Source organism: Streptomyces sp. XH2, assembly GCF_049725035.1.
GTDB classification, from domain to species: domain Bacteria; phylum Actinomycetota; class Actinomycetes; order Streptomycetales; family Streptomycetaceae; genus Streptomyces; species Streptomyces roseoverticillatus.
Genome location: NZ_JBMMMZ010000007.1, coordinates 127281 through 152099, shown reverse-complemented (window position 1 = coordinate 152099; position 24819 = coordinate 127281). Strand labels below are relative to the sequence as shown.

Genomic DNA, 24819 nt, shown 5'->3' with positions numbered 1-24819 from the left:
CGGGCCTTGTCGGCCCGGGGCGCCTGTGGAAGTCGCTTGTCAGTTGCTCAAGCAGCACGACCATGGCAGCCGGACGGGCCGGATGCCATAGGTAAAGACGAAGGTCTGGTGCTTGCGCATGGGGGACAGTATGGCCCGCGGGCACCCCCGGGGCCAACGCGGGTCCGGTGTGCTTTCGGATGGTGAGACAAAAGCAAGCACCCGCGCCCCGGTAGAATCGACAAATACAGACCCCTCCTCCACCGCCGGAAGGCCGCTCCCGTGTCAGCAGCACCCCCCGCCGCCCACGACAACACCGCGGAGCCGGTGCTCGTTGTCGACTTCGGCGCGCAGTACGCCCAGCTCATCGCCCGCCGCGTCCGTGAGGCGCGGGTCTACAGCGAGATCGTCCCGTCCACCATGCCGGTGGCCGAGATGCTCGCGAAGAAGCCCAAGGCGATCATCCTGTCCGGCGGTCCCTCGTCGGTCTACGAGGAGGGCGCGCCCCGCCTCGACGACGCCCGCGGCCTGTTCGAGGCCGGTGTCCCGGTCTTCGGCATGTGCTACGGCTTCCAGCTGATGGCGGCCACCCTCGGCGGCACGGTCGACAACACCGGCGCGCGCGAGTACGGCCGCACGCCGCTGCACGTCACCAAGACCGGCTCGACGCTCTTCGAGGGCACGCCGGCCGAGCAGTCGGTGTGGATGTCGCACGGCGACGCCTGCTCGGCCGCCCCCGAGGGCTTCACGGTCACCGCGTCCACGGACGTCGTGCCCGTCGCCGCCTTCGAGAACGACGCGCAGAAGCTCTACGGCGTCCAGTACCACCCGGAGGTCATGCACTCGACCCACGGCCAGCAGGTCCTGGAGCACTTCCTGTACCGCGGCGCGGGCATTGAGCCCACCTGGACCACGGGCAATGTGATCGAGGAGCAGGTCGCCGCGATCCGCGAGCAGGTCGGCAGCAAGCGCGCCATCTGCGGCCTGTCCGGCGGCGTGGACTCCGCGGTCGCCGCGGCCCTCGTCCAGAAGGCCATCGGCTCGCAGCTGACCTGCGTCTACGTCGACCACGGCCTGATGCGCAAGGGCGAGACCGAGCAGGTCGAGAAGGACTTCGTCGCCGCGACGGGCGTCCAGCTCAAGGTCGTCGACGCGCAGGAGCGCTTCCTGAACGCCCTCGCCGGCGTCTCCGACCCGGAGACCAAGCGCAAGATCATCGGCCGCGAGTTCATCCGCGTCTTCGAGCAGGCCCAGGCCGAGATCGTGGCCGAGGCCGGTGCGGGCGGCGAGGACGTCGCCTTCCTGGTCCAGGGCACCCTCTACCCCGACGTGGTCGAGTCCGGCGGCGGCACCGGCACCGCCAACATCAAGTCCCACCACAACGTGGGCGGCCTCCCCGAGGACCTGGAGTTCGAGCTCGTCGAGCCGCTCCGCCAGCTCTTCAAGGACGAGGTCCGCATGGTCGGCCAGGAGCTCGGCCTGCCCGAGGAGATCGTCCAGCGCCAGCCCTTCCCGGGCCCGGGCCTCGGCATCCGCATCGTCGGCGAGGTCACCAAGGACCGCCTCGACCTGCTGCGCGAGGCCGACGCCATCGCCCGCGAGGAGCTCACCGCGGCCGGCCTGGACCGCGAGATCTGGCAGTGCCCGGTCGTCCTGCTCGCGGACGTCCGCAGCGTCGGAGTCCAGGGCGACGGCCGCACCTACGGCCACCCGATCGTGCTCCGCCCGGTCTCGTCCGAGGACGCCATGACCGCCGACTGGTCGCGCCTGCCGTACGACGTGCTGGGCAAGATCTCGACCCGCATCACCAACGAGGTCGACGAGGTCAACCGCGTGGTGCTCGACATCACGAGCAAGCCGCCGGGCACCATCGAGTGGGAGTAGTCCTCCCCCTCCTCTGATCGGATCCTCTGATCGAACGCCGGTGCCGTCGCCCATCCGTTTGGGCGGCGGCACCGGCGTTTGGCGTGGGTACGCTGGCCGTACGGGCGAGACTCCGTCGTATGGGAGCAACCATGAGCGCCGCACCCGAGTTCGAGCTGGACGAGCAGTACAACTATCCGGTTCCGCCTCCGCAGGGCTGGACCGCGGAGGACCTCGACCGGCTTCCGAATCTGCCGCGGCGCACAGAGCTGATCGACGGGAGCCTCGTTTTCATGAGCCCGCAGACCAGGTTCCACATGCTCGCCCTGCGCTTGCTGGAGGGCGAGCTCCTGGCGCAGGTCCCGGAGGGCCTCGACGTCTTCAGGGAGTTCACCGTACGGCTGGACAGCGGGAACCGGCCCGACCCGGACGTCCTGGTGGTCCCGGGCGGGGCGGACACCGGCCCGAAGGGGACCTGGCTCGCGCCCGAGGACGTCATCCTGGCTGTCGAGATCGTCTCGAAGGATTCCGAGCGGCGTGACCGTGAGGTCAAGCCCCGGAAGTACGCGGCCGCAGGCATCCCGCACTTCTGGCGGGTGGAAGAGAACGAGGGCCTTCCCGTCGTCTACGTCTACGAACTCGACCCGGCCACTTCCTCCTACGGCCTGAGCGGCATCTACCACGAGAAGCTGAGGCTGACCGTGCCCTTCGACATCACCATCGATCTCACTGCGATCAATCGGCGTCGCCCCGGCTGCGCGTAGAGCCACGATCCGTGCGTCGGCCTCCTTCGAGGGGGCCGATGGGCGTTGACGTGATAGCGAGACGATACGTATCGTTTCACTCCTGAGGTGCGCGCCCCGCGTACGAACCCCAGGAGGGAATCCGCCATGCCCCGGACTCAAACCCGCACCCGTGCCGTCACCGTCGCCCCCGGCGTCGACCTGTGGACCGAAGAGCGCGGCGCCGCCGACGCCCCGCCCCTGCTGCTGATCATGGGCGCGCAGGCCTCCGGCCTCGGCTGGACCGAGGAGTTCACCGACGCCCTCGCCGCCCACCACCGGGTCATCCGCTATGACCACCGCGACGCCGGCCGCTCCCCCTGGATGTTCGACGAACAGCCCTACAGCATCCCCGACCTCGCGGACGACGCCCTCGCCGTCCTGGACGCTTACGGCGCCGAGCGCGCCCACGTCGTCGGGATGTCCCTCGGCGGCATGCTGGCCCAGCTGCTGCTCGCCGACCACCCGGACCGCATCCTCAGCGCGACCCTCATCGGGACCTGCGCGCTCAGCCAGAGGCCGCTCGTCGGGCCCGACGGCACGGAGACCGCCGCCGCCGACCTGCCCCCCATCGACCCGCGCGTCCTGGAGATGTGGGGGCGGCCCGTCGAGGACCACGGCCTGGAGGCCGAGCTGGACCGGCGCGTGGCGCACTGGCGGGTGCTCAGCGGCGAGGAACTGCCGTTCCACGCGGACGAGATGCGCGAGCGCGAGCGGCTGATCATCGAGCACGCGGGGCGCTACGACGTCTCCACCGCCCACGGCCGCGCCGACTACTCCGGCATGGACCGCACGGAGGAGCTGGCGCGCAACACCGTCCCCGTGCTGGTGACCGACGCCTCCGCCGAGCCCGTCTTCCCGCCGCCCCACCCCCGTCACATCGCCCATGTGATCGGCAACGCCCGCACGGTGGCGATGCCCGGTATGGGGCACGCCCTGCCGCGCGAGCACCTCGGCCCGCTGGCCGCGGCGATCCTGGAGCACGCGGCGGCCGCGACGGCGGCACCCGCCGCGTCGTAGGCCTGTTCCCGGCGAGTACCCGGCGGTAGCTTCCGTTGCGTAGCCACGGAAGAACCGGAGGAAGCGCCGCCATGTCGCAGGCAACAGCACCGGAACCCATCCCCGTCGATCAGCTCCACTTCGCCGTGCCCCCGAAACACGAGTCCGTCGAGGACGAGCGGCGCCACCGCAAGGAGCGGCTCGCGGCGGCGCTCCGGCTCTTCGGCCGGTTCGGCTTCGAGGAGGGCGTCGCGGGGCACATCACCGCGCGGGACCCGGAGTTCACCGATCACTTCTGGGTCAACCCGTTCGGGATGTCGTTCAAGCACATCACCGTGAGCGACCTGATCCTGGTGAACCACAAGGGGCAGGTCGTCGAGGGCCGCCACCACGTCAACCAGGCGGCGTTCGCGATCCATTCGCAGATCCACAAGGCCCGGCCCGGAGTCGTCGCGGCCGCGCACAGCCACTCCGTCCACGGCCGGGCGCTGTCCGCGCTGGGGGAGCTGCTGGAGCCGATCACCCAGGACGCGTGCGCCTTCTACGAGGACGTCGCCCTCTTCGACGACTACACGGGCGTCGTGGTGGACGAGGAGGAGGGGCGCCGGATCGCCGCGGCGCTCGGGCCGCACAAGGCGGTCGTCCTGCGCAACCACGGGCTGCTGACCGTGGGGGACACGGTGGACGCGGCGGCGTGGTGGTTCATCACCATGGAGCGCTCCTGCCAGGTGCAGCTCGCGGCGAAGGCCGCCGGGAGGCCCGTCCTCATAGACCAGGCCAGTGCCCGGCACACGCGGGACCAGCTCGGCAACGACCTGGCGGCGTGGATCAACTACCAGCCGCTGTACCAGCAGATCACGCGGAGCGAGCCGGAGCTGCTGGGGTAGGGCCCCGGCGGGCGCCCCACCCCCTCCGTTCGGCGGGGGTGGCTCGTTCTTCCGGGGGTTTTTGCGGTTCTTTTACCTTGTTTACGATGGTCGGGAGCCGAGGCGGTCGCGCCTCGGCTCTGTCGTGCCATGAACCGGTAGGAGAACCATGCGCCTCACCCGTGCCGTCGGGCTGTCCGCCGCCCTCGTCCTCTTCGGGCCGGCCGTCACGGCGTGCGGCGGCGGAGCCGAGGCCGAGCAGCGGCCCGCGAAGTCCTCGGCGCCGTCCCCCTCCGCGCCCGCCCCGTCGAGCCCCGCGCCCGTCACGGAGAAGCCCGCCCCGGAGGCCGCGCTGCTCAAGGGCGCCGCCCGGGTCGTGCGGCCCGAGATCGCCCCCGCCGACGGCGAGAAGGTCGGCGTCGGCCAGCCCATCGCGATCGTCTTCAAGCAGCAGAAGGTCTCCAAGGAGCTGCGCGCGGGCATCGAGGGGCGGCTGAAGGTCTCCACCTCGCCGCGGGTCCCCGGCGCCTGGCACTGGAACGAGACCAAGGGCGACACCCGCGTCCACTTCCGGCCCGAGAAGTTCTGGCCGGCCGGCACCAAGGTGACCCTCGACGCCCGGCTGGCGGGCGTGAAGCTCGCCGAGGGCACGGCCGCCGCCGGCGACCGCACGGTCTCCTTCGCCATCGGCGACTCGATGGTGAACACCGTCGACCTCAGGACCCGCAAGCTGACCGTCGTGCGCAACGGCAGGACGCTGCGCACCATCCCGGTCAGCGGCGGCGACGAGAGCAAGGGCTTCGGCACCCGGGAGGGGATCAAGACGATCCTCGCCAAGGAGGGCAAGGTCGTCATGGACTCGCTCTCCATCGGCATCCCGCGCAACCACCCCGACGGCTTCTACGGGTCGTACGAGTACAGCATGCGCGAGACGGTCAGCGGCGAGTACGTGCACGCCGCGCCGGACAACGCCGAGTCGTTCGGCAAGGAGAACGTCAGCCACGGCTGCATCGGCATGTCGACGGACGACGCGAAGTGGCTGTACGGGCTGAGCCTCAAGGGCGACGTCGTGCAGGTCACCGGCAGCACCAAGCCGAAGCCCATGGACCGCTTCGGCAACGGCTACGGCGACTGGAACCTCGGCTGGGAGGAGTGGCTGGAGGGCAGCGCGCTGGGGATCCGCACCGGCGCCTGAGGTTATCCACAGGGGTGAACGCGTTCCGCCTTCCGTCCGTATGGTTCGGATGACGACCAGGACGGACAGGGCGGAACGGAGAGGCGGCGGACGCCATGGCATTCATCGGGCGCGGAAAGCAGGGGGAGAGCGCGCGGTACGCACTGCTGCCGCTGCGCATCTTCCTCGGCGTCACCTTCATCTACGCGGGTCTCGACAAGCTGACGGACTCCGGCTTCCTGGCGGACACCGGGCCCGGCTCGATCGGCGAGCTGATGCGCACGGTGCGCGGCACGTCCGCCGTCCCGGACCTGGTCGACCTGGCCCTGAGGAACCCCGAGGGCTTCGGCTATGCGATGGGCCTCGGCGAATTCGTGGTGGGCATAGGCACCCTCTTCGGCATATTCGCGCGCGTCGCCGCGGCAGGCGGCGCGCTCATCTCCCTCAGCCTCTGGCTCACCGTCAGCTGGCAGACCACGCCGTACTACTACGGCAACGACCTGATCTACCTGATGGCGTGGCTGCCGCTGGTGGTGGCGGGAGCGCCGGTGTGGTCGGTGGACGCGGGGTCGGTCCCCTGGGCCGTCAAGCCCGCGCGGAAGCCGCCCCGCAAAGCGGCGCGCAAGGCCTCGGGCAAGTCGCCCGCCAGGAGTTCCCGGCCGGCGGCCAAGCCCGCGGCCAAGCCTTCCGCCAAGCCCGCGGCCAAATCCGCCGCCAAGCCGGCGGCCAAGCCCTCGGGCAAGGCGCCCCGCCGCTCCGGGAAGTGAGCCGTCCGCGGCGGTGACGCACCCCCGCGGCGAGGGTCCGGCGGAACAGGAGGTCACCGGAAACGACACGTCCTTCACGAACCGCCGGAGGCTACTGCTTCCGGCGCCGCCGTACCGCGAAGGCCACCGACGACACCACGCCCGCGAGGCAGAACCCCGCCACCAGCACGGGCAGCAGCGCGTACGAAGGGAAGTGCAGATCCCCGCGGGCCGCCCCGAGGTACGCGGCCGCGCACGCCAGCAGCACGAGCCCCACCACCAGTTTCCCCGGCTCGAAGTCATGACGACGCACGGTCCACCTCCACCTGACCGATACCGACCTTGAGCCGGATCTCAAGAGTGCCGCGCGAGGGCTTCCCGGCCTGCGGCTCCAGCGTGACGTGCTTCTTCTGCTCCGGGCGGACGTCGACGTCGTCGCGCGCCTCGCCGGGGAGGCGGATGTCGCCCACGCCGACGTCCATGGTGATCCGGGCCGTGACGTCGTCCGGGACGGTCAGCTTGAGCTGTCCCGCGCCCACTTCCGCGCGGGTGCCGACCGTGCCGCCCCGCTGCCACGGCAGGCCGGTGAGGTCGAGCTCGCCCACGCCGCTGCCCACGCGGTACTCGTCGCGGACGGCGGCCACGGTCTCCGGGCGCCAGGTGGAGTGCGTCCACTGGGTGGAGACCGACTTCGGCAGGGCCGCGGCGCCCGCCAGGAGGAGGGCGGTGAGGACGGCGGCCACGACCGTGCCGCCGCCGGTGCGGCCGTAGCGGGAGCTGACGGCCATGGCGAGGCCGAAGACGGCCAGCGCGCAGGCCAGACCGGTCTCCAGGCAGGTGCCGAGCGGCTGGTGGCGCCAGGTGAGGCCGGTGCCGAGCGCGAAGGCGACGACGGCGATCAGGAACGTCCAGCCGCCGAGCGGCGTGCCCCCGAGCGGTGTCACGGCGGGCGCGGGGCGGAGTCGGAGCGGGACCCGCTCCTCCTCGGCCCGCGGGCCGTCGTCCGGGCCCCACAGATAGCCGGTGCCGGCGCCTATCGGGCCCGTCGTGCCGTCCTTGATGATCGGGTCGCGCCACCAGGAGGGGCCGCCCGGGGCGGGCGGCGCCTTCGTCTCGGGCGGGGGCGCCGCCGTCTTCTGCGCCTTGTGCGCCTTCTGCGCCGCGGACACGGCGGCCTCGCCGCCGGGCTCGTGGCGGTGGTGCGACCAGTAGGACGCGGCGGCCATCGCGGCCGTCAGCATCAGCGCGAAGGACGTCACCGCGCCGTTGTTGAGCATCGACAGGAACAGGCCGCAGCCCACCAGCGCGCACAGCACCGCCGTGAGCGCCGGGCCCTCGACGCGGCCCGAGAGCATCCGCCGGGCCTCGTTCTCCTCCTCGCCCTCCAGGGGGATCAGCAGCCACGCGAAGCCGTAGAGGATCAGGCCCAGGCCGCCGGAGACCGCCAGCACACCGAGCACCACCCGGAAGATCACGGGGTCGACGTCGAAGAAGCGGCCGAGGCCGCCGCACACGCCGGAGATCACCTTCTGCTCACGGCTGCGCCGCAGCGGCGGCCGGGCGTCCTGCGGATCACCGTGAACCGGACCCGCCTGATGCGCGTCCTGGGGTGTGGGTGTGTCGGTCATACAGAACATGGTGTCAACCGGAACGCGCTTGCGGCACACCCTGCAACCCTGGCCGTTCCCTGAGATCGCCCCTGAGAAGGTGCCGTATATCGTGTCGCGACACAGCACAGCAGGGGAACCGGAGGGCTTCGGGGTGGATGGGTCAGTGCCCGGGCAGGCGGCGTCCGGTCCGTGGCAGGACCACGGCCGGCTGGTCGCCGGGCGATACCGCCTCGTCGACCGCATAGGCCGCGGCGGCATGGGGACGGTCTGGCGCGCCCAGGACGAGCTGCTCGACCGTCAGGTCGCGCTCAAGCAGCTGCACGTCTCGCCGTACCTGGACGACGACGAGCTCGCCACGCTCTACGAGCGCACCCGCCGCGAGGCCCGCAGCGCCGCCCGGATCACCCACCCCAACGTGGTCGTCGTGCACGACGTGGTCGACGACCACGGCCTGCCCTGCATCGTCATGGAGTACGTGCCGTCCAAGACGCTCGGCGACGTCCTCAAGCACGGGACCGTCACGCCGGAGGAAGCCGCCCGCATCGGCCGCGGCATGATCGCGGCGCTCCGCGCGGCCCACGCGGCCGGGGTGCTGCACCGCGACGTGAAGCCGGGCAACGTGCTGCTCGGCGACGACGGCCGGGTCGTCCTCACCGACTTCGGCATCGCCCAGTCCACCGGGACCTCCACCCTCACCAAGACCGGCGAGATGGTCGGCTCGATCGACTACATCGCGCCCGAGCGGGTCAAGGGCGCCAAGCCCGGGCCCGCCTCCGACCTGTGGGCGCTCGGCGCGACGCTGTACCAGGCCCTGGAGGGCCGCCCGCCGTTCCGCAAGGACACGGCCGTCGAGACGGCGTACGCGATCGCCATGGACCCCCTGGAGCCCCCGCGCAACGCGGGCGAGCTCACCCGGCTCATCGAGACCCTGCTCGCCAAGGACCCGGCCGTGCGGCCCCCGGCCGACCTGGCCGAACAGATCCTGCGCGAGCCCGCGGCCGAGGCGGACACGGCGCACATGTCCGCCGCATCCGTCCCCGAGCCCCGCCCCGCGGCCCCTGTGACCACGCCCTGGGACGACCGGCCGGACCGCGGCACAGCGACGGCGACCGCCGCCACGGCCCCCACCGCTGCCGCCCCTACGGCTTCCACCGCGCTGACGGCGCCGGCGAAGGCCGCGGCCCCCACCGCACCTGCGGCCGCTCCTGCCACCGGCCGCGGCCGCCGCCCCGTCCTGTGGAGCGCCCTCGCCCTCGTGACCGTCGCGGGCCTCGCGGCCGGCGCGTTCTTCCTGACCCGGGGACAGGCGGACGACGACGACACCTCCCCCCAGGCCGCACCCAGCCAGGACGCCTCCGCGCAGCCGAGCGGGAAGGCGAGCCCGAGCACGGCCCCGAAGCCGCCGCCGGCCGGCTACCACCTCGTGACGGAGAAGGAGGCCGGCATCTCCTTCCCCGTGCCCGACGGCTGGAAGCGCGGGAAGCTCAAGGACAGCGACGAGATCCTCTACGTCGACCCGAGCGGGCTGGTCGGCCTGCGGGTCTCCGTCCTCGACCTCGCGAGCAGCGACCCCCTCCAGCGCTGGAAGGACGACGAGGCCAAGTCCCTCAAGGAGGGCAAGCTCCCCGGCTACACGCAGCTGCGCATGCAGAGCACGGAGTACCGCGGGATGCCCGCGGCGGTCTGGGAGTTCTCCTGGAAGGGCCGGGCGCGCGAGTACCGGGCCGCGGACCTCGGCTTCGGGCGCCCCGGCGAGAAGGAGTACGCGATCTACCTCTCCGCGCCCAAGGCCGACTGGCACAAGCACAGCCCGGTCTTCGACGCGGTCCGGGAAGGATTCCGCTCCGACGCCCGCTGACCGCTCCGTCTCCCGCCGGCCGGCCCCCGCCCACTAGGGGTCCGGTCAGGGGCGAACCCTGATGCCGCGGCCCCCACGGACATGTGACGATCAGTACATGACCGTGCCGTCCCGTCCGCAGCACCCCGACGCCCCTCCGCTGCGCAAGCTCTACCGCAGCGCCGAGGGCCGCATGTTCGGCGGTGTCGCGCGCGGGCTCGCCGGCCACCTGGGCCTGCCGGTGTCCTGGGTGCGCCTGGTCTTCGTCGCGCTGCTGCTGGCCCAGGGCATGGGCGCCGTGCTCTACGCGGTGTTCTGGTTCGTGGTGCCGCTCGGCGTGGGCGGCGTCGAGGCCCCGCGCCCGGTGGCCGCCGAGACGGCCCCCGACGGCCGCCGGCGCCTCCTCGCCCGCAAGCCCGACCGCGGGCAGGTCGTCGCCCTCGCCGCCCTCCTCATCGGCGCCGCGATCTTCGTGGACAACCTCCACCTCGGCCGCGCCAACGCCTACATCTGGCCGCTGCTGCTGGTCGGCGCCGGCGTCGCCCTCGTCTGGCGCCAGACCGACAACGCCCGCCGGGCGCACTGGATGGAGGTCGGCCGCAGCAAGCGGGTCCTGCCGCTCGCGCGCGGCGCGGCCGGCGTCGCCCTCGCCGCCGCCGGCGTGACGGGCATCGTCGTCCTCCAGGGCTCCGCCGCCCACCTCGGCGCGGTCCTGCAGGCCTCCCTGGCCGTGCTGGTCGGCATAGCGCTGCTGGCCGGTCCCTCCGTCGTGCGCATGACCCAGGACCTCTCCGCCGAGCGCACGATGCGCATCCGCGCCCAGGAGCGGGCCGAGGTCGCGGCCCACGTCCACGACTCCGTCCTGCACACCCTCACCCTGATCCAGCGCAACGCCGAGGACGCCCGCGAGGTGGCCCGCCTGGCCCGCGCCCAGGAGCGCGAGCTGCGCGCCTGGCTCTACAAGCCGGAGGGCCGCGGGAAGGACGAGGCCGAGCAGCCCGACACCCTGGCCGAGGCCGTCAAGGCCACCGCCGCCGAGGTCGAGGACCACCACGGCGTGCCCATCGAGGTGGTCGTCGTCGGAGACTGCCCGCTCGACGAGCGCCTCGCGGCCCAGATGCAAGCCGCCCGTGAGGCCATGGTCAACGCCGCCAAGTACGGTGGCGAGGGCGGCGCCGTCCAGGTGTACGCCGAGGTCGAGGGGCGTACGGTCTTCCTCTCCGTGCGCGACCGCGGCCCCGGCTTCGATCTGGACGCGGTGCCGGACGACCGCATGGGCGTCCGCGAGTCCATCATCGGCCGGATGCAGCGCAACGGCGGCACGGCCCGGCTGCGGTCCGTGCCCGGTGGGGGAACCGAAGTGGAGCTGGAAATGGAGAGGGCGGAGAACGCGTCATGACGACCGAAGAGACGGTGCAGCGCCACGCACGGGTCGTGCTGGTGGACGACCACCGCATGTTCCGTACGGGCGTGCAGGCCGAGATCGGGGCCACCGACCGGACGGGCGTCGAGGTCGTCGGCGAGGCCGCCGACGTCGACCAGGCGGTCACCGTCATCACCGCCACCCGCCCCGAAGTCGTCCTGCTCGACGTCCACCTGCCCGGCGGCGGCGGGGTCGAGGTGCTGCGCCGCAGCGCCTCCCTCATGGCCGACCCCGAGCGCCCGGTCCGCTTCCTCGCGCTGTCCGTCTCGGACGCCGCCGAGGACGTCATCGGCGTCATCCGCGGCGGCGCCCGCGGCTACGTCACCAAGACCATCACCGGCACGGACCTCGTCGACGCCGTCTTCCGCGTCAAGGACGGCGACGCCGTCTTCTCCCCGCGGCTCGCCGGCTTCGTCCTCGACGCCTTCGCCTCCACCGACGCCCCGCCCGTCGACGAGGACCTCGACCGGCTCACCCAGCGCGAGCGCGAGGTGCTGCGCCTGATCGCCCGCGGCTACGCGTACAAGGAGATCGCCAAGCAGCTCTTCATCTCGGTGAAGACCGTCGAGTCGCACGTCTCGGCGGTGCTGCGCAAACTCCAGCTCTCCAACCGCCACGAGCTCACCCGCTGGGCGACCGCGCGCCGCCTGGTCTGACCCCGCACGGTCTGAACCCCGTCTGGTCTGAACCCCGGCTTCCGGATTGTCCCCGGCGGCCGGGTCCGAATTCGGATAAGCGTGCGCCATACAGGGGACCACGAGGAACCTCAGCGGCACACCGGCCCTCTTGAACGGACGAGAGGCTCTCACCGACGCAGGGCCCCGGCCCCGCGCGGGGCCCGAGATCCGAAACGAGAGCCCGATGAGCCTGACGGGGACGCCCTTCCTCCTCACCACGGTCGCGCTGGTCGTCGTGGCCCTCGTCCTGCCCCTCGCCCTGTGGGGCAGGGTCGGCGGCCCCCAGCTCGTCCGGCACGCGGCGCGGCTGCTCATGCTGCTGTTCGCCCAGGTCACCGCCATCGCCATGGTGTTCGTGATCGTCAACAACGCCAACGGCCTCTTCGACAACTGGGACGACCTCCTCGGCACCGGCGACCACGTCCGGGCCGCGGCCGACCTCGGCCCCGACGGCACCGGCGGCAAGAAGGTAGACGAGGAGCCCAGGCACCCGCAGAAGTTCACGCCCGCGTCCGACAAGCGGATGGGCCCCGGGGTCCAGGAGACCCAGTTCAAGGGCCGCATATCGGGCGTCGAGGGCGAGGTGTACGTCTGGCTGCCGCCGCAGTACGACAACCCCGCGTACAAGGACAAGAAGTTCCCCGTCGTCGAGGTCCTCCCCGGCTTCCCGGGCTCGGCGAAGGCCTGGTTCGGCACGCTGGAGGTCAACACCCAGCTCCAGCCGATGATGGAGAAGGGCGAGGTCGAGCCCTTCATCATCGTGGCGCCCCGCACCACCCTCCTCGGCGACACCGACACCGGCTGCGCCAACATCCCCGGCAAGGTCAACGCCGACACCTGGCTGAGCGTCGACGTCCGCAAGATGGTCACGGACACCTTCCGCGCGCAGGAGAAGCCCGACGGCTGGGCCGTCGCGGGCTACTCGGCGGGCGCGCACTGCGCCGCCAAGCTGGCCGTCGCCCACCCCGACCGCTACCGCGCCGGGGTGAGCCTCTCCGGCTACAACGACCCCGTCGGGGAGCCCTCCTCGCTGACGGCCAAGTCGCCCGAGCTGCGCGAGGAGAACAACCCGCTGAAGATGCTCCAGCGCGCCAAGACGCCGCCGCACGTGGCGCTGTTCGTCTCCGGCGCGGAGGGCGACGGCTACCAGGGCGGTGTGGCGCTCAAGCAGGCGGCCAAGCCGCCGACGACGGTGCAGGTGACGAAGGTCCCCGCGGGCGCGGGCGGCCACGGCACGGCCGTGTGGAAGCGGCAGGTCCCCGACGTCTTCAAGTGGCTGTCACAGCAGATCAAGCCGTAGTGCCTGCGGCGGGGCCTGCGCCGGTTCGGCGGTGCGGTCCGGCAGCGCCGGTCCGCCGCGGGCTCCCGGCCCCGGCCGGGAAAGTGCCCGCCGCAACGGCGAGGCCCCCCAGCGGTGAGAGCCCGGCGGCATGCGTGGCCACTGCGAGCCGCACGTGGTCACACAGGACGGGACGCCCCGGCGAACGGCATCTCGTCGACCGGCGCGACCCGTACCGGCGCACCCGGGTGCGGGGCGTGGATCATCTTCCCGCCGCCGACGTAGAGCCCGACGTGGCTGATGCCGGAGTAGAAGAACACCAGGTCGCCGGGGGCGAGCGCGCTCCGGGAGACCCGTCGGCCCGCGTTGATCTGCGTGTACGTGGTGCGCGGCAGCGAGACGCCGGCCGCCTGCCAGGCGGCCTGGGTCAGGCCCGAGCAGTCGAAGGCGGCGGGGCCGGTCGCCCCCCACACGTAGGGCTTGCCGAGCGCGGCGTACGCGAACGCCACCGCCCGCGCGGCCCGCTCCGTGGGGGCCTGCACGCCCTCCCGCAGGTCGGAGCGGTCGGCCCGGACGGCCGCCGCGGCGCCGCGCACCGCACCCGCGGCGTCCCCGCGCTGCACGGCGGCCCGCTCCTCGTCCGGCAGCTCCGCCAGCACGCGCCGCGCCTGCGCGAGCTTGCCCTCGACGTCGTGCTTGTGCCGGGCGAGGCCCGCCTGCTCGTGCTTGAGCTCCGTGAGGCGGGCGTCGGCGGCCGTACGGACCTGCTGCACCTCCCGCAGCTCGCGTTCGTACCGCTTGACGGCGACGGCCTGCCTGCTGCCCGCCTGGTGGGCCAGCGAGGCCCGCTCCAGGTACTGGCCGGGGGAGGAGGACAGGATCAGCTGCACGCTCGCCGGCATGCCGCCCTCGCGGTACTGGGCGGTGGCGTAGGAGCCCAGGGCGTTGCGGGCGGCGTTGAGCCGCTCGGTCCTGCGGGCGGCCTGGTCCCGCAGTCCCTCCAGGCCGGCCTCGGCCCTGTCGGCCTTCTCCTTGGCGCCGTTGTAGCGCTCGGTGGCCTCCTCGGCCTCCTGGTAGTACCGGTCGACCTGGGCTCTGAGCTGTGCCGTGGAGGGCGGGGGAGCGGCCTGGGCGGTGCCGCCCGCGACCGTGGCGGTGACGGTGCCCGCGAGGGCGAGACCGGCCGCGGTCCGAACGGTGCCGCTGGTGAGCGGGTGCTGCCTGGGCTTGCGGTGCGCTGCTGCCACGCCGGCCGTCACTTCCTTCCAGACCTGCTGTTCCTGCTCCGCCCGCGGGGCCGGGTGGCCGCCGCCGGGCGGTGCCGGCGGCGGCCCGCCACGAGGGGGGAGCGAGCGGGCCGCCGCCGTCTGCGCCAGGACGCTATTCCGCAAGGTCACGCTCCAGAACGCGGATGACCGGTAGTGGATGAAATCGATCAGGCCGCACTGGGCGGTGATCATGTCGGCCCCGCCCCCGCGGAGGGATGAATGCCGCGCGTGACCGAAGTGGCGATTGCGCCCCACCTGGCTGCCGGTGGGTGATATGGCCCCGGCTAGGGTTCGGCCCCATGGACGTACTCATTCACGCCGTCGTCGGCCTGCACATCGTCGGCATCGGCGCGCTGCTCGGCGGCTTCATGACCCAGATGAAGGCCATGGGCAAGGGCGAGGCGCGCATGGTGCCCGCCATGCTCCACGGCGCGCTGACCATGCTGGTCACCGGCGTGGCCCTGGTGGGCCTGCACCAGGCCCAGGACGACACCCTCAACATGGTCAAGATCGGCACCAAGCTGGCGCTGCTCGTCGTGATCCTCGGCCTCGTCTACGTCAAGCGCGACGACGAGAAGGTCCCGGCCCCGGTCTTCGGCACCGTGGGCGCGCTCACCGCGGCGAACATCTTCATCGCCGTGATGTGGGTGTGACCAGCGGCGGGCACCGGCCCCGGCTGTGGGGGTGACCACTGTCGCCCGGAATGCGGGGCCGGGTGTCAGTGGGGCGGCCTAGACTCGGGAGGCGATGAGCAGCCTCTTTGACGACAGCTTCCTGGCGGACCTCGGCCCCGCGGACGAGGAGCACCCCCCGCCCCCGGAGGACGCGGCCCCGGAGCCGGTGCCGCACGACCTCTTCCAGGGCGCGTTCGACGTGCCCGTCCCCCGCGAGGCCTACTACCGCGACGGCGCCCACCGGCCCGTCGTGGACCCGGCCGCGCTGCTGGAGGGCATGAACGACCAGCAGCGCGCCGCCGTGGTGCACACGGGCTCCCCGCTGCTCATCGTCGCCGGCGCCGGCTCCGGCAAGACGCGCGTGCTCACCCACCGCATCGCCCACCTGCTCGGCTCCCGGCACGTGCACCCCGGCCAGATCCTCGCGATCACCTTCACCAACAAGGCCGCGGGCGAGATGAAGGAGCGCGTCGAGCAGCTCGTCGGCCCCCGCGCCAACGCCATGTGGGTGATGACGTTCCACAGCGCGTGCGTGCGGATCCTGCGCCGCGAGAGCAAGAAGCTCGGCTTCACCTCCTCCTTCTCGATCTACGACGCCGCCGACTCCAAGCGGCTCATGGCGCTCGTCTGCCGGGACCTCGACCTGGACCCGAAGAAGTTCCCGCCGAAGTCCTTCAGCGCGAAGATCTCCAACCTGAAGAACGAGCTGATCGACGAGGAGGCCTTCGCGGCGCAGGCGGCTGGGGGCACCTCCCGGACGGAGTCTGGGGGAGGCTTCGAGAAGACGCTCGCCGAGGCGTACGCGATGTACCAGTCGCGGCTGCGCGAGGCCAACGCCCTCGACTTCGACGACATCATCATGACCACGGTCCACCTCCTCCAGGCCTTCCCGGACGTGGCCGAGCACTACCGCCGCCGCTTCCGGCACGTCCTGGTCGACGAGTACCAGGACACCAACCACGCGCAGTACACCCTCGTGCGCGAGCTCGTCGGCACCGCGGGCGCGGACACCACGCCCGAGGAGGGCCCGGCCGAGCTGTGCGTCGTCGGTGACGCCGACCAGTCGATCTACGCCTTCCGCGGCGCCACGATCCGCAACATCCTCCAGTTCGAGGAGGACTACCCCGACGCCACGACGATCCTCCTGGAGCAGAACTACCGCTCCACCCAGACGATCCTCAGCGCCGCCAACGCGGTCATCGAGCGCAACGAGTCCCGCCGCCCGAAGAACCTGTGGACCGAGGCCGGCGCCGGCCCGGCCATCACCGGCTACGTCGCCGACACCGAGCACGACGAGGCCCAGTTCGTCGCCGACGAGATCGACCGCCTCACGGACGCCGGCGACGCCAAGGCCGGCGACGTCGCCGTCTTCTACCGCACCAACGCCCAGTCCCGCGTCTTCGAAGAGATCCTCATCCGCGTCGGCCTGCCCTACAAGGTCGTCGGCGGCGTGCGCTTCTACGAGCGCAAGGAGGTCCGGGACGTCCTGGCCTACCTGCGCGTCCTCGCCAACCCCGAGGACACCGTCCCGCTGCGCCGCATCCTCAACGTGCCCAAGCGCGGCATCGGCGAGCGCGCCGAGGCCATGATCGACGCCCTGTCGCTGCGCGAGAAGATCAGCTTCTCGCAGGCGCTGCGCCGCGTCGACGAGGCCTACGGCATGGCCGCCCGCTCGGCCAACGCGGTCAAGCGCTTCAACGTCCTGATGGAGGAGCTCCGCACGATCGTCGAGTCCGGCGCCGGCCCGGCCACGGTGCTGGAGGCGGTCCTGGAGCGCACCGGCTACCTCGCCGAGCTGCAGGCCTCCACCGACCCCCAGGACGAGACCCGCGTGGAGAACCTGCAGGAGCTCGCCGCCGTGGCCCTGGAGTTCGAGCAGGAGCGCGCCTCCGCGGAGGGGGCCGAGAACCCCGGCACGCTGGCCGAGTTCCTGGAGAAGGTCGCTCTCGTCGCCGACTCCGACCAGATCCCCGACGACGACGCGGAGGGCACCGGCGTCGTCACGCTGATGACGCTCCACACGGCGAAGGGCCTGGAGTTCCCCGTCGTCTTCCTCACCGGCATGGAGGACGGCGTCTTCCCGCACATGCGCGCCCTCGGCCAGACCAAGGAGCTGGAGGAGGAGCGGCGCCTCGCCTACGTGGGCATCACCCGCGCCCGCGAGCGGCTGTACCTGACGCGCGCGAGCATGCGCAGCGCCTGGGGCCAGCCCGCGTACAACCCTCCGTCGCGGTTCCTGGAGGAGATCCCGGACCAGTACGTGCAGTGGCGGCGCACCGGGCCGTCGAAGCCGTCGGCGTCGATGAGCTCGATCGGCTCGGGGAGCTCGGGCGGCGGTGGCCTGGGCTCCGGGATCACGTCGGGCTTCACGTCGCGCAAGGCCGGCCCGTCCGGCTTCGCCACGCGCCGGGCGAAGGACCGGCCGGTGGTGGCGCTGGCCGTGGGCGACCGCGTCACGCACGACTCGTTCGGGCTCGGCACCGTCGTCGGCGTCAAGGGCAGCGGCGACAACGCCGAGGCCACGGTCGACTTCGGCGAGGAGAAGCCGAAGCGGCTGCTCCTGCGGTACGCGCCGGTCGAGAAGCTGTAGCCCGCCCGCCGGGCGGGCGGGGCCGCTACGTCGGGTCGAAGCCGTGCGCCCGCAGCCACGGCAGCGGGTCGACGGCCGAGCCGCCGGGCCGCACCTCGAAGTGCAGGTGCGGGCCGGTGGAGTTGCCGGAGTTGCCGGAGTAGGCGATGACGTCACCGGCCTTGACCTGGCCGGACCGGAGCTTGGTGCTGCTGAGATGGCAGTACCAGGTCTCGACGCCGTCGGGCGAGGTCACTATGGCCATGTTCCCGTAGGCCACGTTGTACTGCGTGCGGACCGTGCCGTCCGTGGCGGCCATGACCGGGGTGCCGTAGGCGACGGGGAAGTCGATGCCGGTGTGCACCGACATCCAGTTGACGCCCGCCTGGCCGTACATCGCGCTGAGGCCGTGCTGTGTGACGGGGAGGGAGTACTTCGGCCGCTCGGCCTCCTTGCGGGCCGCTTCCTCCGCTTTGCGTTTCTTCTCCGCTTCCTGGCGCGCCTTGAGGTCGATGCGCTCCTGCGTGCGGTTGGCGCGGGTCGCGAAGTCGTCGGCGCCGTGGCTGAGGCTCGCGAGCTGGGTGTCCAGCTTGCTGTTGGCCATGGCCGGGGCGGGGGCGTTGTCCGGGGCGGCGGCGGCCTGGGGCTTGCTGTCGCTCTGCCCGCCGGAGACGGTCGCGGCGGCGATCCCGGCGACCCCTATGACGGCGGCCGAGGGCACGGCGATGGTCAGCAGGGCCTTGCGGCGGGGGCGGTAGCCGGTGCGGGACGGGGCGCCCTTGCGGCGGCCGGCCCGCGAGTGGGCGTCACGGCTGCGGATCTCGCCGGCGTGGGAGCGGGCCTCGCCGGGGGTGTCGTCGCCCGGGCCCGGGACGTCGCCGTCGCGGGCCGGGGGAACGAACAGCATGGCCTGCGTCTCGGCGTTCGCGACGGCGCCGGCGGGGGAGAGGCCCCCCTCGGGGCCGCCCTGCGGGCCCGAGGCGCCCGCATCGGCCGCGGCCTCCAGCGCCGCTTCCATCGCCTCGATGCCGGAGAGGTCGGTCATGAGGGTCGGGGCGTGCTGCGGCTCGCCGGCCTCGGCACCCCGGCCCGCGTCCGTGGCGGTGTACGCGCTGGTGTCCCAGATCTGCGTCTGCCCGGCGCCGGTGTCCCACTGGTCCTGCGCGCCCGAGGTGTCCCACTGCCCGGAAGCGTCCCACTGGCCCTGGGCGGCGGCCTGCCCGGCGCCGGTGTCCCAGGAGGAGAACTGCCCGGTGCCGCTCGTGTCCCAGGCCTGGCCCTGCGCGTGCGCCTGCGCCATCGACGGGTCGGCGGCGGGCTGCTGCGCGGAGAAGTCGCCCTGACCGGTCAGCTCCCAGTGCCCGGAGGTGTCGTAGGCACCGCCGGCGCCCCAGGCGCTCGGCGTCATGGCGCTCGTGTCCCACTGGCCCGTGGGGGGAGTCGCGATGGCGCCGGAGGTGTCCCACTGGCCGGTGGTGTCGGCCTGGCCGGTGTCCATGGCGGTGTAGGCGCTGAAGTCCCAGGTCTGGGTCTGGCCGGTGGCGCCCCACTGGCTCGTGGTGGTGCTCTCCCAGGCCCCGTCCGGGGACTGCCCCCAGCCCGTGGTCTCCCTCCCCCAGGCTTCGCCCGGGAGGTGCCCCCAGCCGCTGTCGTAGCCGTCGTACCCGGTGTAGTTGTGCGGTGCGCTCTGCTGACCGTACGACGCGTAGTGCCCGTAGGAGCCGTCCTGAGCGGGGACGGACGGGCCGGGGCCCGCCGCCGGGTGACGGTCGTTCACCACCACGTCTCTTTCGCCGAGGGAGGAGAATTAGCGGCGACTGTACCCGGCGGTACGGTACGGCGACAATCTTCGTCACGTTTCGGGCGGCGGAGGTCCGGGCATTTGGCCGCCTTTTGGCGGACTGAACCCCCGAAAACCGATTTGACGTTCGACTCGCGTTCGGTTTTCAGGCGACGGAAGCCGCTCCCGAAGCATCCTCCGCCGTTTCTTCCGTGGTCAGGGCCTGTCGTATGCCGGCCGCGACCTCCCAGTGCACGGGCAGCGCCAGGTGTCCCACGCCTGTCACCCGTACATTGCGCACGCTCAGATCCGGGTGGTCGATGCGCGCGCATTCCACGGGCACCATCAATTGGTCCAGGTCGCTCCAGAAACCGATGAAATGCGTTGCGCAATCCGGTGCGGGGCTTGCGAGTTCGGCGACGACGTCCGATCCCGGGCGCATCTGGCGCACCAGGGGATGCGCGGCCAGCAGGGAGGCCGCGCGGGTGCCGGCGTGCGGGGTGCCGAGCGTGACCAGGACCCTGACGCGTGCGTCCCCGCCCATCCGCTGGACGTAGTACCGCGCGATCAGGCCGCCGAGGCTGTGTCCCACCACATCGACCCGCTGCTGACCGGTGCGGGCGCAGATGTCCTCCACGTGCCGGCCCAGCAGCCGGGCCGCGGTGCGGATGTCGCAGGTCAGGGGCGAGTAGTTGAGGGATTCGACCTGTTTCCAGCCGTGCCGGCGCAGCGATCTGCGCAAGAGGACGAACACCGAACGGTTGTCGATGAAGCCGTGCAGCAACAGAACAGGCAGATGACCTTCTTGTTCTGTTTCGACGGATTCGTGCAGTGCGGGCGTGTCGGGCGTGTCGCCGGCGCCCGGGAGCGCGGGCAGCGCCCGCCGCGGCGGCGGCCGCTCCTGCACCACACCGGTCGGGTACATCAGCAGATGACCGGTGAGTATCGCCAGCTCCAGCACCGAGGACCGGACGAGCGCGGTCGACGGGCGCAGCAGTGCGGCGAGGATGGTGATGAACGGCAGGGTTCTGGTCCTCATGGCCGGCCTCCCGAACGGCACCCGGGAAGCGCGGCTGTCGTCCCCCGTGTGCGCCCACGGGCAGCTGCGCGCGGACGGCCGCACCGCTGTGCCGTGCGGCTGTCGGCACAGTGGTGCGGCGGCCTCACCCGCGGCTCCCCTCGCGACCGCCCGAAGACTCGCCGCCCCGGCGACGCGGGTGGCTGGGCGACCCGTAAGACGCGGAAGCGCGCGGACGGTGCGTAGCGACGTGTTGTCCCACGTGTGATTTCCCCCTCGCTCCGCACCGCGAAACGGCCGCGTGCGGGATGCTGGAGATAACGTTCGTTCACATCCCTGGGCGCCGGTTACCGGCGGTCGTACATGGAGGCAGTGATGGGAGTGACCGGTCCGATCCGCGTAGTGGTGGCCAAGCCGGGGCTGGACGGCCATGACCGCGGCGCGAAGGTCATCGCGCGGGCGCTGCGCGACGCCGGCATGGAGGTCATCTACACCGGCCTCCACCAGACGCCCGAGCAGATCGTGGACACCGCTATCCAGGAGGACGCCGACGCGATCGGCCTGTCCATCCTCTCCGGCGCCCACAACACCCTCTTCGCCAAGGTCCTGGAGCTGCTGCGCGAGCGCGACGCGGAAGACATCAAGGTCTTCGGCGGCGGGATCATCCCCGAGGCGGACATCCTGCCGCTGAAGGAACAGGGCGTCGCCGCGATCTTCACTCCCGGGGCCACGACGGCCTCGATCGTGGAGTGGGTCAACGCGAACGTCCGCCAGCCGACGCAGGCCTGACGGCGGCCCCGCCCCCGCCCCGGGCGGGCCGCCCGGCCGGGCCGGAGAGCTCGGCCAGCATCGTGGCCCGCAGCCGCAGCGTGCCCACGAGCCGCCGGAACGCCTCTTCCCAGTAGGCGCCCGCGCCGACCGCGCCCGCGCCGACCGCGCCCGCGCCGACCGCGGCGGCGCCGGGCGTGGCCGGGCCGCCGTCCGGCTCCTGCGGCTGCGCGGTCAGCACCTCCAGCCGGTCGGCCTGCGCCGGGTCCAGACAGCGCTCGGCCAGGCCCATCACCCCGCTGAAGCTCCACGGATAGCCGCCCGCGTCCCGGGCGGTGTCCAAGGCGTCCACGATCGCCCGGCCCAGCGGCTCCGCCCACGGCACCGCGCACACGCCCAGCAGCCGGAACGCGTCCGACAAGCCGTGCGCCGAGACGAACTCCGCCACCCACTCCGCCCGCTCGTCCGCCGGCAGCGCCGACAGCAGCTTCGCCGGATCCCGCCACGAGGTGCCCTCCGCCGCGGGCGGCTCCGACGCCGGGCCGAGCAGCGCCCGCGCCCACTCCGCGTCCCGCTGCCGGACCGCGGCCCGGCACCAGGCCGCGTGCAGCTCCGGCTGCCAGCCGTCGGTGACCGGCAGCGCCACGATCCCCGCCGGGCTCCGCCCGCCGAACCGCTCGCGCCACACCGCCAGCGGGGCCGCCTCCACGATCTGGCTCAGCCACCACGAGCGCTCCCCGCGCCCGGACGGCGGCTTCACCACGACGCCGTCGCGCTGCATGTCCTTGCCGCACTCGTGCGGCGCCTCCACCATGATCCGCGGGCCCTCGCCGGCGCCCGCCGCGCCCGTGCGGTCCAGGGAAACGCAGCTGCGGGCCCGCTCCGCCATCCGGGCCGCGAGCGCCGAGCCCGGGAGCGCGGACAGCAGCTCCGCCGCGGTCGCCCGGACGTTGCGGCTGCGGTCGGACAGGGTGCGCTCCAGGAACGGCTCGTCCGCCGCGGACAGCCCCTCGCGCAGCACGTCCAGGAACAGCAGGCGGTCCTCGGCCCGCTCCGCCGGCCACGCTCCCGCGAGCAGCTCGCGGGCCGCCGCCGGATCCCGCCGCCGCAGGGACGTGAGGAACGCGGCCCGCTCGGCGAACAGCCCCTCCTCCCACACACGGGTGTCCGCGGGCCCCGCGGCGGCCGGGCCCGCGGCGGGACCGGCCCGCAGCGCGTACTTCCACTGCGGGTTGAGCCCGGCCAGCCACCGCGCCCGCGGGCCGCCGAGCACGAGCGCCTCCGGGCGCAGGTCCGTACGGGCCCTCGCCGCTTCGAGCAGGGCCGGCAGCAGCGCGGGCGGCGCCTGGTAGCCGTGCCGGTTGGCGGCTGCCAGCCACTGGGGCAGCAGCTCCGTGAGATCCGGGGCCGCGCCGCGGCGCCCGCCTCCGGCGCTGCCGCGGTCGGCGAGCAGCAGGGCGAGCCGCCGGTGGGCCGCGGTGGGCAGCGGCGGCCGTACGTCCCCGGGCGCCGGCTCCGGACGGGCCCGCGCCACGGCCGGCACGGCCCCGGCGCGCCGCCGCACGGTCTCCACCGCGGCGGCGTCCAGCAGCGCCGAGGCCACGTCCTGCCCGTCCCGGGCCCGCACGTCCGGCACGGGCGGCATGCGCCGCGTGGTCCCGAGCAGAGCGGTAGTGACGAGCTCGTCCCAAGTGCGTTTCATGCGCCTGCCTTTCGTAGAACCAGCGGCGGCTTCGGCACCGCCGGGTGCGTGGTGTGTGGTTGCGCGCCGTTGCGGCGGGGTGGTTGGGGGTGCCCGCGCCTTGTTTCTGCCGCGGCGGCGCTCAGCCCCTGCGGGCGTGCTCGGCGGTGTCGTGCGCGTACCCGGTCAGTTCGCGCGCCGCCGCGGCCGGGTGGGCAGGGGCGCCGTGCCCCTGTCTCCGCCGCGGCGGAGAACAGCCCCCACGGGCGTGCTCGGCGGTGCCGTGCCCGCATCCGGTTGGTTCGGCACCGCCGGGTGCCTTGTCGGTGGTTGGGCGCCGTTGCGGCGGAGGTGAAGGGCCGGCCGGCCCGGTGCGGTGGAAAGGGGCGGGTGCGCGGGTGTGCAGCGCACGGAGCCCGGGGCGTCAGAGCGGCACCAGCTCCGCACCCCACGTGGCCAGCGGCACCGCGCCCCCGTGGCCGTACTCGGCGAAGACCGTGACCGGGGCGCCGCCCGATATCGATGTCAGTTGCCACAGGCCCTGGCTCTCCCGTGCCCGCGGATCGACCGCGAGGGCCGACTCTCCGCCCGCGTCGGCCAGTTGCCAGCCGTCGGCCTCCGGGGACGGGCCCGGCGGCGGGACCGGGACCACGTCTTCGAGGACGACCGGCCACGTCTCCAGCCAGGGGTCGTCACACAGGGCCGCGCCGTACGCGGAGAGGGCCGCCGCCACGCTGCCGCCCGGCGGCGGTCCGGCGCTCTCCCCGGGCGGCGCATGGCGCGTGCCGAGCGCCGCGCGCAGCGGGCGGGCCGCCGGGTAGTAGACGAGGTCGGCGTCGACGGACAGGCCCACGGGCAGCGACAGTTCGGGCGCCCGCCCGGCCGCTCCGTAGGAGAGGAGCAGGGCCATCCGGCCCGAGCCGCGGCCGTAGAGCCAGATGCGGCGCGTGATCAGCCGCCCGTCGTCGCCGTCCCGCTGCGCCAGCACCAGCCAGTGGTCGCGGACCGGCGGCCCGGACGCGAGCAGCGCCGCGGCGTCCGTGGTCAGGCCGACCCGCGACCGGACCGTCGCGGCCAGGGGATCCGGCAGCTCCTCCCGGCGCAGCCAGCCCTGGTTGAGGGTGTGCAGCAGGGCGCACTCCTCCAGCAGCCGCCCCGCACGGTCCGCCCCCGACCCCCGCAGCGACGCCAACTCCCGTACGCGCGAGGCCAGCCCGGGCGCCTGCGCGTCGACCATGCGGGCCGCCGTCTCGTCCCACTGCCCGTACCCCGCGCCCTCCGCGGACGCGAGCCCTCCGCGCAGCAGATCCGTCAGCCGCTGCTCCAGCTCCGTGACGCCCGCGGAGATCCGCGCGGCCCGGCGCTCCCCTCGCCGCCGGGCCGCCTCCTCGTCCGCGGGCGTCACCGGCGCGGCGGCCCCCGGCCCCGCAGCGGCCTGCTCGGCGCGCTGCCGCCGCCGGTCCAGCCACTGCCCCGCCCAGCCGGGCGGAGCGTCCTGCGCGACGGGCACCGCGGCCTCGCCGGAGGCCCACAACAGCAGCAGCCCCAGCGCGTGCTTGCACGGGAACTTGCGGCTCGGGCAGGAGCAGTTGAAGCCCGGCCCGCCCTCCTCGGACAGATCCACCACCGTGCGGTACGGCGTGCTGCCACTGCCGGAGCACTCCCCCCAGACCGCGCCCCCGCCGCCCTCCGGACGGGCCCCCGCGCCCGACCACGGACCGGGCGCCGCGAGCTTGCTTCCTGCCTTGCGTGATGCGGCGTCAGGCGCCAGTGCGAGCACCGTCTCCGCCGTCCAGCGTTCCCCCTGCGGATTCATGGCCCAAACG

The 24819-nt window shown here is 73.2% G+C and carries 19 protein-coding genes and 1 pseudogene; 13 read left to right on the top strand and 7 right to left on the bottom strand.

What is annotated here, in order from left to right; genetic code table 11:
* Positions 1-261 precede the first annotated feature (261 nt).
* From guaA to ACOTKD_RS15860, 6 genes and pseudogenes are all read left to right on the top strand, one after another.
* A complete protein-coding gene (gene guaA, locus ACOTKD_RS15885; protein ID WP_424889587.1) occupies positions 262-1863 on the top strand; it encodes a glutamine-hydrolyzing GMP synthase in 1602 nt (533 codons plus the stop codon).
* 131 nt (positions 1864-1994) lie between these two features.
* Complete coding sequence (locus ACOTKD_RS15880; protein ID WP_424889586.1) at positions 1995-2606, top strand: Uma2 family endonuclease; 612 nt, start codon at positions 1995-1997, stop codon at positions 2604-2606.
* Between the two features lie 126 nt (positions 2607-2732).
* Entirely contained in the window at positions 2733-3644 is a 912-nt protein-coding gene (locus ACOTKD_RS15875) for an alpha/beta fold hydrolase (RefSeq protein ID WP_424889585.1), read from the top strand.
* A 71-nt stretch (positions 3645-3715) separates the two neighbouring features.
* The gene (locus tag ACOTKD_RS15870; RefSeq protein WP_424889584.1) at positions 3716-4510 is read left to right on the top strand and encodes a class II aldolase/adducin family protein; all 795 of its coding nucleotides are present in this window, start codon (positions 3716-3718) and stop codon (positions 4508-4510) included.
* A gap of 148 nt (positions 4511-4658) precedes the next feature.
* Positions 4659-5684 carry a L,D-transpeptidase gene (locus ACOTKD_RS15865; RefSeq protein ID WP_424889583.1) on the top strand — a complete coding sequence of 342 codons (1026 nt, stop codon included), beginning with the start codon at positions 4659-4661 and terminating at the stop codon, positions 5682-5684.
* A 95-nt stretch (positions 5685-5779) separates the two neighbouring features.
* Positions 5780-6229: pseudogene (locus ACOTKD_RS15860) on the top strand (DoxX family protein); the annotation flags it as partial.
* Positions 6230-6521: 292 nt separating this feature from the next.
* Here the strand turns inward: ACOTKD_RS15860 and ACOTKD_RS15855 are convergent.
* Together ACOTKD_RS15855 and ACOTKD_RS15850 are read right to left on the bottom strand one after the other, a co-directional pair.
* Positions 6522-6722 (bottom strand): hypothetical protein, encoded by a 201-nt coding sequence (locus ACOTKD_RS15855; protein ID WP_424889582.1) that lies wholly within the window; start codon positions 6720-6722, stop codon positions 6522-6524.
* Positions 6709-8037 (bottom strand): PspC domain-containing protein, encoded by a 1329-nt coding sequence (locus ACOTKD_RS15850; RefSeq protein WP_424889581.1) that lies wholly within the window; start codon positions 8035-8037, stop codon positions 6709-6711. The genes ACOTKD_RS15855 and ACOTKD_RS15850 overlap by 14 nt, the downstream gene beginning before the upstream one ends.
* A gap of 238 nt (positions 8038-8275) precedes the next feature.
* Between ACOTKD_RS15850 and ACOTKD_RS15845 the strand changes: the two genes are divergently transcribed.
* The 4 genes from ACOTKD_RS15845 to ACOTKD_RS15830 all read left to right on the top strand — a co-directional run bounded on the left by ACOTKD_RS15845 (position 8276) and on the right by ACOTKD_RS15830 (position 13256).
* Positions 8276-9877, top strand: a complete 1602-nt coding sequence (locus ACOTKD_RS15845) for a protein kinase domain-containing protein (protein WP_424889839.1) — start codon at positions 8276-8278, stop codon at positions 9875-9877.
* Between the two features lie 97 nt (positions 9878-9974).
* A complete protein-coding gene (locus ACOTKD_RS15840; protein ID WP_424889580.1) occupies positions 9975-11255 on the top strand; it encodes a PspC domain-containing protein in 1281 nt (426 codons plus the stop codon).
* On the top strand, positions 11252-11935 hold the full coding sequence (locus tag ACOTKD_RS15835; RefSeq protein ID WP_359104387.1) for a response regulator transcription factor: 684 nt from the start codon (positions 11252-11254) through the stop codon (positions 11933-11935). Before ACOTKD_RS15840 ends, ACOTKD_RS15835 begins: the two co-directional genes overlap by 4 nt.
* A 205-nt stretch (positions 11936-12140) precedes the next feature.
* Positions 12141-13256 carry an alpha/beta hydrolase gene (locus ACOTKD_RS15830; protein WP_424889579.1) on the top strand — a complete coding sequence of 372 codons (1116 nt, stop codon included), beginning with the start codon at positions 12141-12143 and terminating at the stop codon, positions 13254-13256.
* A gap of 158 nt (positions 13257-13414) precedes the next feature.
* On the opposite strand, the gene ACOTKD_RS15825 is transcribed toward ACOTKD_RS15830, so the two are convergent.
* Entirely contained in the window at positions 13415-14494 is a 1080-nt protein-coding gene (locus tag ACOTKD_RS15825; RefSeq protein ID WP_424889838.1) for an NlpC/P60 family protein, read from the bottom strand.
* Positions 14495-14802: 308 nt separating this feature from the next.
* Here ACOTKD_RS15825 and ACOTKD_RS15820 point away from each other — a divergent pair, with 308 nt between their 5' ends.
* Together ACOTKD_RS15820 and pcrA are read left to right on the top strand one after the other, a co-directional pair.
* Positions 14803-15156, top strand: coding sequence for a hypothetical protein (locus tag ACOTKD_RS15820; protein WP_424889578.1), 354 nt, complete (start codon positions 14803-14805; stop codon positions 15154-15156).
* 94 nt (positions 15157-15250) lie between these two features.
* Positions 15251-17767, top strand: a complete 2517-nt coding sequence (gene pcrA / locus ACOTKD_RS15815) for a DNA helicase PcrA (RefSeq protein WP_424889577.1) — start codon at positions 15251-15253, stop codon at positions 17765-17767.
* Between the two features lie 25 nt (positions 17768-17792).
* Here the strand turns inward: pcrA and ACOTKD_RS15810 are convergent, their stop codons facing one another.
* On the bottom strand, positions 17793-19523 hold the full coding sequence (locus ACOTKD_RS15810; RefSeq protein ID WP_424889576.1) for a peptidoglycan DD-metalloendopeptidase family protein: 1731 nt from the start codon (positions 19521-19523) through the stop codon (positions 17793-17795).
* Positions 19524-19692: 169 nt separating this feature from the next.
* The gene (locus ACOTKD_RS15805) at positions 19693-20565 is read right to left on the bottom strand and encodes an esterase/lipase family protein (protein ID WP_424889575.1); all 873 of its coding nucleotides are present in this window, start codon (positions 20563-20565) and stop codon (positions 19693-19695) included.
* 354 nt (positions 20566-20919) lie between these two features.
* Between ACOTKD_RS15805 and ACOTKD_RS15800 the strand changes: the two genes are divergently transcribed.
* The gene (locus ACOTKD_RS15800; RefSeq protein WP_424889574.1) at positions 20920-21333 is read left to right on the top strand and encodes a cobalamin B12-binding domain-containing protein; all 414 of its coding nucleotides are present in this window, start codon (positions 20920-20922) and stop codon (positions 21331-21333) included.
* Here ACOTKD_RS15800 and ACOTKD_RS15795 read toward each other — a convergent pair.
* Entirely contained in the window at positions 21299-23014 is a 1716-nt protein-coding gene (locus ACOTKD_RS15795) for a DUF5691 domain-containing protein (RefSeq protein ID WP_424889573.1), read from the bottom strand. The two genes, ACOTKD_RS15800 and ACOTKD_RS15795, sit on opposite strands and share 35 nt — an antisense overlap.
* Before the next feature lie 403 nt (positions 23015-23417).
* Positions 23418-24809 carry an SWIM zinc finger family protein gene (locus ACOTKD_RS15790; protein WP_424889572.1) on the bottom strand — a complete coding sequence of 464 codons (1392 nt, stop codon included), beginning with the start codon at positions 24807-24809 and terminating at the stop codon, positions 23418-23420.
* Between the last annotated feature and the right edge of the window lie 10 nt (positions 24810-24819).